Genomic DNA, 4,956 nt, shown 5'->3' with positions numbered 1-4,956 from the left:
ACACCGATCCGATTCGGTGTCGCCGCCCCAATCCTGACGGTCAGTTCTCCGGTAACATTCTTGATGAGGCAATGCGTCCGTTGGTGCAGTTGGCCGACAGGCTGGGCGCTGCTTCCGTCTCTATCCATGCGCCGGCCGCAGGCGGCAGCGGCGCGCCGATCCGGGTGAAGCTGCTCGACAAGCGGCTTCGCAGCATGGCGGGGCCGAATGTGCCGCGCCTGTTGCGCGTCGTCCTGATCTCGACCGGCATTGCAGCCGCTGCGTCGCTGTTCCTCAGCATCTATCTCGGCGGTTCGCTGCAATCTGAACAGGAGGATATCCAGCGGCAGATTTCGCAGCGCCGCGCGGCATTGCGGGTTGACGCCAATGGCATGGCATCCGGAATTGGTTTGTTGGCAAAGCGCAAGCAGACCACGCCATCGAGCGTGATGGTGCTGGAAGCGCTCTCGCGCGTGCTGCCCGACACGACCTATGTGACGGAGCTGCGCATCGAAGGCGACAAGGTGCAGGTCGTCGGCATGACCCAGGACGCACCGTCGCTCATTCGCCTGATGGAACAGTCGCCGCAATTCACCCGCGCCACATTTTTCGCACCGACGACCCGCGCGGCGAACGAGTCCGGCGAGCGCTTTCACGTCGAGGCCAATATATCAGCGTATTTTGGATCCGGCTCATGAACGCGTCGGCCAGGTCATTGAAGGCAATCAGCACCTCGCCGTTCGTGGCAGCCGCAACCTATGTCGGACTACTGATCCTGCTGCTGTTCGTGGCCGTATCGTCGCTATCCGATCTTATCGGTCAGCGTAACGAACTCGCCGCGTCGTCGGCGATGCTGGCGCAGTTGGAGGGGCGCACGCCCAGAGCAGGCGGGGGGCCCGGTGAGACGATGCCGGCGGGCTCGGCCTATCTCGAAGGCGCCACGGTCACGGTTGCCGGCGCGACGCTGTTGCAGCGCGTGGCGGGTTCGGTGACGAAATTCGGCGGCAACGTATTGTCGACCCAGCTCGATGTTCCCAACACGCCTGCGAAGGCCGGCTTCATCAGCATGGTCGCGAGTTTCGAAATCGAGCAACAGCAACTGCAACAGGTGCTTTACGACCTTGAGGCCGGCATGCCGTTCTTGTTTATTGACCAGCTCGTCGTGCAGACCATCCTCGATGGGGCGAAAACGAACTCGGGCGAAGGCCCGGGCAAGCTGCGCGTGCTGCTGGGCGTCTCCGGACAGTGGCGGGGGGCCAAGTAATGCGTTTGGCAGTCATCGTCATGAGCTTCGCGTGGTCGGTCCAATCCATGGCGGCGGCCGCGCCTGATGCATCCGGCGATGCACTTGATGCTGGGCTATTGGATGACACGCGGCTGGGCGGACCCGTCCTGACATCGCCGCCACCTTCCGAACCGGTCACGACGGTGCGCACGGTTCCACCACCGGCGGCGCCGGTCCGGCCACTCAGTGCCAATCCGTTGTGGGGCATTCCGCTGACGCAACTGTCCAACACACGCGAGCGTCCGGTGTTCTCGCCCTCACGGCGACCGCCGCCCGTGGCCGTCGCCGAGCCTGTCGTCACCAGACAACCTCCGCCGCCGCGGAAGAAAGAGGCCGAACCTCCGCAATTGTCGCTCGTTGGCACCATTGCCGGGGACGACGAAGGCTTCGGCATTTTCCTGGATCAATCAACCAATGCTGCGTTGCGGCTGAAAGTCGGCGAAGATTTTCAGGGCTGGAAGCTGAGTGCGATTCGCGGCCGGGAGGTCACGATGGAAAAGGACGAACAGGGCGCCGTGCTTACACTGCCGCCGCCAGGTGGCGAGGGGGGTGGTGAGGTCCATCTCGTCCCGGTGAGCACGATCAGAACGCCTTTGGTGACGCGGCGCTAGAGTTTCGATTTTGATTGAGTCAGAACCGAAGCTCTGGATTCTTGTTTCGACGCGTTTCTTCAGGCGAACCGGTATCCACCCTCGGATCAAGTCCGAGGGCATGCTTCGCTCCAAAACGCTCTCACTAGTTCATGCTGAGCCATCGCTGGAAGGCCGGCGTCAGCAGCAGGCCGAGCGCCAGGAACGGGCCGAATGGCATCGATGTCTGGCGCTTCATCTGGCGCCCGGCGAGTTGCAGGCTGCCGGCCGCCGCAAGCGCACTCAAGGTGGCAATCAACAGCAACGTTGGAATGCCTGTCATGCCGACCCAGGTCGCCGCGGCTGCGAGAAATTTGACATCGCCAAGCCCGAGCCCCTCGGCTTGTCGCAACAGAAAATAGAGGCGCCGCAACAACAGGAAGACGACAGCAATCGCGGCAGCTTCGCCGAGCGCCTCGAAGCCGTCTGTCGGGTTCCCGAAGACAATGGCTTGGGCAACGCCAAGGACGGCAATCGCAAGATTCAACCCATCCGGAATGATGCCGTGACGAAGGTCGATCAGTGCCAGCGCGCAGCACATCGCGCCAAGGGCAACGTAGAATCCGAGGAACTGCACAGCTTCACTGGCGATTGGCATGAGCGCTACGATGAATAACGAAGTGTGTGAGTGCTTACCACAGAATTTCGTTCGTGCTCAGCAGCTCAATTTTCAAGCAACCGGCACAAGCAGGAGCGGTCTTTCGAGAATGTGATCGTCGGAAAAACTCTTCACAGCAGAAAACCGCAACGTGCAATCAGCCTGTCACAAAACCGCATAGGAAGCTGACAATATTTCCCGTCGCTGCGAGCGATAGCTGATGCGTGAATGACGGTGAATAAAATGCGAGTGGCGACATGCCTTGCTTTGCTGGTGATGTTGAGCGGTCTGCGTTCCGCAGACGCTAGCGTCCTTGATGAAGGCGCCGAGCGCTATCGGCCTTACATGATCGAAGGCATTGATAGCGCGTTGGCGGGTGCGCGAGCACTGCGTGAAAGGGCTGCAGTAGGGGATCTCGCGGGCGCGAAGAAAGCCTGGATTTCGGCTCGCGCCGGCTGGGAGCGCTCCGAAGTCTTTACGACCGGCTTTGTGCCTGAGCTTGACGCGAAGATCGACGCCTGGCCGAACGCCGACAGTGGGTTCCATGCCATCGAAGCGAAACTGTTCGGCGCAGGCCAGACCGACGTCGACAAAGATGCTGCCGCGTTGGTCGAACATCTGAACGATCTGCACGTCAAGCTTAAGGACATGCAGCTCACGCCCCAGGGCCTGCTGGATGGGACGGCGCGGCTCGCTTACGAAGTCGGGGAAAGCAAGGCCGATGGTGGCGAGTCTCGCATTAGCGGCACCTCGCTCGATGACATGCGTAACAACATCGCCGGCATCGATTTCGCCTATCACACGATTTTCTCCGCGGCCCTCAACACGGCGGACGGCAAGCTCGATGAAATGGTGACGAATCGAATCGAGCTGCTTGAAGCGATTGTCGCGGCGCCCGACTTGCCGCATGTCGATATCCCGCGGTTGCGACGCGCCAGCGAGGAACTGGTGGTGGCGCTGCAGACTGCTTCGGCAAAGCTTGGACTGCAACGGCCGACGCTGGAGGCCCAGGTGCGATGAATTCGCCTTGGCTGCGGCTGACGGCGCTTGCGTCCGGTCTGCTTGTCGTCGCGTCGCTTGGACGCGCGCTGGCTTTTCCCGTCGACGGCAATCAGACTGTTCTGCCGACAAAAACCGAGCTGAACGAGGATGCGCTCGACAAGCCGCGCGAGGTGTTTCAATCCGAACGCACCGGTGCGAAATCGTACATGGTGAATCTCGGCGACCTCGCGTTCAATTCGCCGGCAATCCTGGGCGAGGTGGCACGGCAAGCCGGTGTGAGCTGCGGCACCTGCCACGTCAACGGCGTCGGCAACGCCAAATTCTTTATGCCGAAGATGTCGACGCGGCCCGGAAACTTCGATGTCACCGGCCCATTGTTCAATCCGAAGGCGAACAATCTCGTGCTCGATCCCGTGAGGATTCCGAGCCTGCGCGGTGCGCGCTATCTCGCGCCCTACGGCAGCGACGGGCGATCGGCTTCGCTGCGCGACTTCATCCGCAATGTCATCGTGAATGAGTTCGCCGGGCCCGAGCCGGCGCCGACGATCATCGATGCCATCGTCGCCTATGTTCAGGACGTCGACTTCCTGCCCAATCCGAGCCTCGGTCCCGGCGGCCGGCTGGTCGGCAATGTCAGCGAGTCCGAACGTCGCGGCGAAGCCTTGTTCTCCAAACCATTTCCGCATGATCCCGGCTTGAGCTGCGCTGGCTGTCATGTTCCGTCGGCTGCCTTTGTCGACCACGAACAGCACGACGTTGGTTCCGGCGGTCTGTTCAAGACGCCGACCCTGCGCAACGCGGATTTCAACGCACCCTATTTTCACGACGGCCGCTTCGACAGCTTTGATCAGGTCGTCGATCATTTCGACCGGGCATTCGATCTTGGCCTGTCGTCGCAAGACAAGCGCGATCTCGTGGCCTATCTCACAGCGGTTGGAGATGGCGTGCAGCCCTATGAGCGCGACGGCGCTGGCGCGACGCTGAAGGAAATCAATGACTTCAACATGGTGCTCGCGACCGCGATTCCCTCGGGCGATAAGGCGATTGTCGCGCTTGCCGTCGACACCATAGGCCCGGAGTTGCGCGAGCTCACTGAGCGATATCCTGATCGAAAGAACACCAGCGTGTCGGGCGGCGCGCAGCAGCGCGTCATGGCGCGCAACAGTCTCAAGGAACTCGTCCTTATGCTGCGGCGAATCGATATCGCCGTAAGCGAAGGCCGCAGTGCTGACGCCGCCACTGAGTTCAGGAACTATCGCTATCTCATGGCCGCGGCTGTCCCCGCGCTGCTCGCGGGTGCCGAACGATGGTCGCTGTTCAACCAAGATGTACATGATCAGCACTACGCGGCGCTGCGCCAGGTGATGCAGTCGAAACATCTTTCTCACTAGGGTCTGTTGGGATTCATCGGGAGTTTATCACGGCAGCGGTCAGATGGATCATGGCTGCGAAGCTTTGATCTG

Annotated in this window: 6 protein-coding genes; 5 read left to right on the top strand and 1 reads right to left on the bottom strand. The window is 61.3% G+C overall.

Annotated features, from left to right (window positions below; all coding sequences use genetic code 11):
* From AAFX91_RS39050 to AAFX91_RS39040, 3 genes are all read left to right on the top strand, one after another.
* Positions 1-677, top strand: a 677-nt coding sequence (locus AAFX91_RS39050; RefSeq protein WP_394570056.1) for a PilN domain-containing protein, incomplete at its 5' end; no start/stop codon positions are given.
* Entirely contained in the window at positions 674-1,243 is a 570-nt protein-coding gene (gspM, locus tag AAFX91_RS39045; RefSeq protein WP_130580401.1) for a type II secretion system protein GspM, read from the top strand. The genes AAFX91_RS39050 and gspM, both read left to right, overlap by 4 nt.
* Entirely contained in the window at positions 1,243-1,875 is a 633-nt protein-coding gene (locus AAFX91_RS39040; protein ID WP_394570055.1) for a hypothetical protein, read from the top strand. Before gspM ends, AAFX91_RS39040 begins: the two co-directional genes overlap by 1 nt.
* A gap of 124 nt (positions 1,876-1,999) precedes the next feature.
* On the opposite strand, the gene AAFX91_RS39035 is transcribed toward AAFX91_RS39040, so the two are convergent.
* The gene (locus AAFX91_RS39035; protein WP_130580399.1) at positions 2,000-2,491 is read right to left on the bottom strand and encodes an A24 family peptidase; all 492 of its coding nucleotides are present in this window, start codon (positions 2,489-2,491) and stop codon (positions 2,000-2,002) included.
* A gap of 228 nt (positions 2,492-2,719) precedes the next feature.
* Between AAFX91_RS39035 and AAFX91_RS39030 the strand changes: the two genes are divergently transcribed.
* Together AAFX91_RS39030 and AAFX91_RS39025 are read left to right on the top strand one after the other, a co-directional pair.
* Positions 2,720-3,511: an EfeM/EfeO family lipoprotein gene (locus AAFX91_RS39030; protein ID WP_245476398.1), complete on the top strand. Its 792-nt coding sequence runs from the start codon at positions 2,720-2,722 to the stop codon at positions 3,509-3,511.
* Complete coding sequence (locus AAFX91_RS39025) at positions 3,508-4,884, top strand: cytochrome c peroxidase (protein WP_394570054.1); 1,377 nt, start codon at positions 3,508-3,510, stop codon at positions 4,882-4,884. The genes AAFX91_RS39030 and AAFX91_RS39025 overlap by 4 nt, the downstream gene beginning before the upstream one ends.
* Positions 4,885-4,956 lie beyond the last annotated feature (72 nt).

This window comes from Bradyrhizobium sp. 31Argb, from assembly GCF_043638955.1.
Taxonomy (GTDB): Bacteria; Pseudomonadota; Alphaproteobacteria; order Rhizobiales; family Xanthobacteraceae; genus Bradyrhizobium.
This window is presented reverse-complemented; position numbering and strand designations above follow the sequence as displayed.

What these genes read in the sequence shown, in the direction of transcription:
- gspM (WP_130580401.1), top strand. Translation starts at nt 674, where the DNA reads ATGAACGCGTCGGCCAGGTCATTGAAGGCAATCAGCACCTCGCCGTTC.
- AAFX91_RS39040 (WP_394570055.1), top strand. Translation starts at nt 1,243, where the DNA reads ATGCGTTTGGCAGTCATCGTCATGAGCTTCGCGTGGTCGGTCCAATCC.
- AAFX91_RS39035 (WP_130580399.1), bottom strand. Translation starts at nt 2,491, where the DNA reads ATGCCAATCGCCAGTGAAGCTGTGCAGTTCCTCGGATTCTACGTTGCC.
- AAFX91_RS39030 (WP_245476398.1), top strand. Translation starts at nt 2,720, where the DNA reads ATGACGGTGAATAAAATGCGAGTGGCGACATGCCTTGCTTTGCTGGTG.
- AAFX91_RS39025 (WP_394570054.1), top strand. Translation starts at nt 3,508, where the DNA reads ATGAATTCGCCTTGGCTGCGGCTGACGGCGCTTGCGTCCGGTCTGCTT.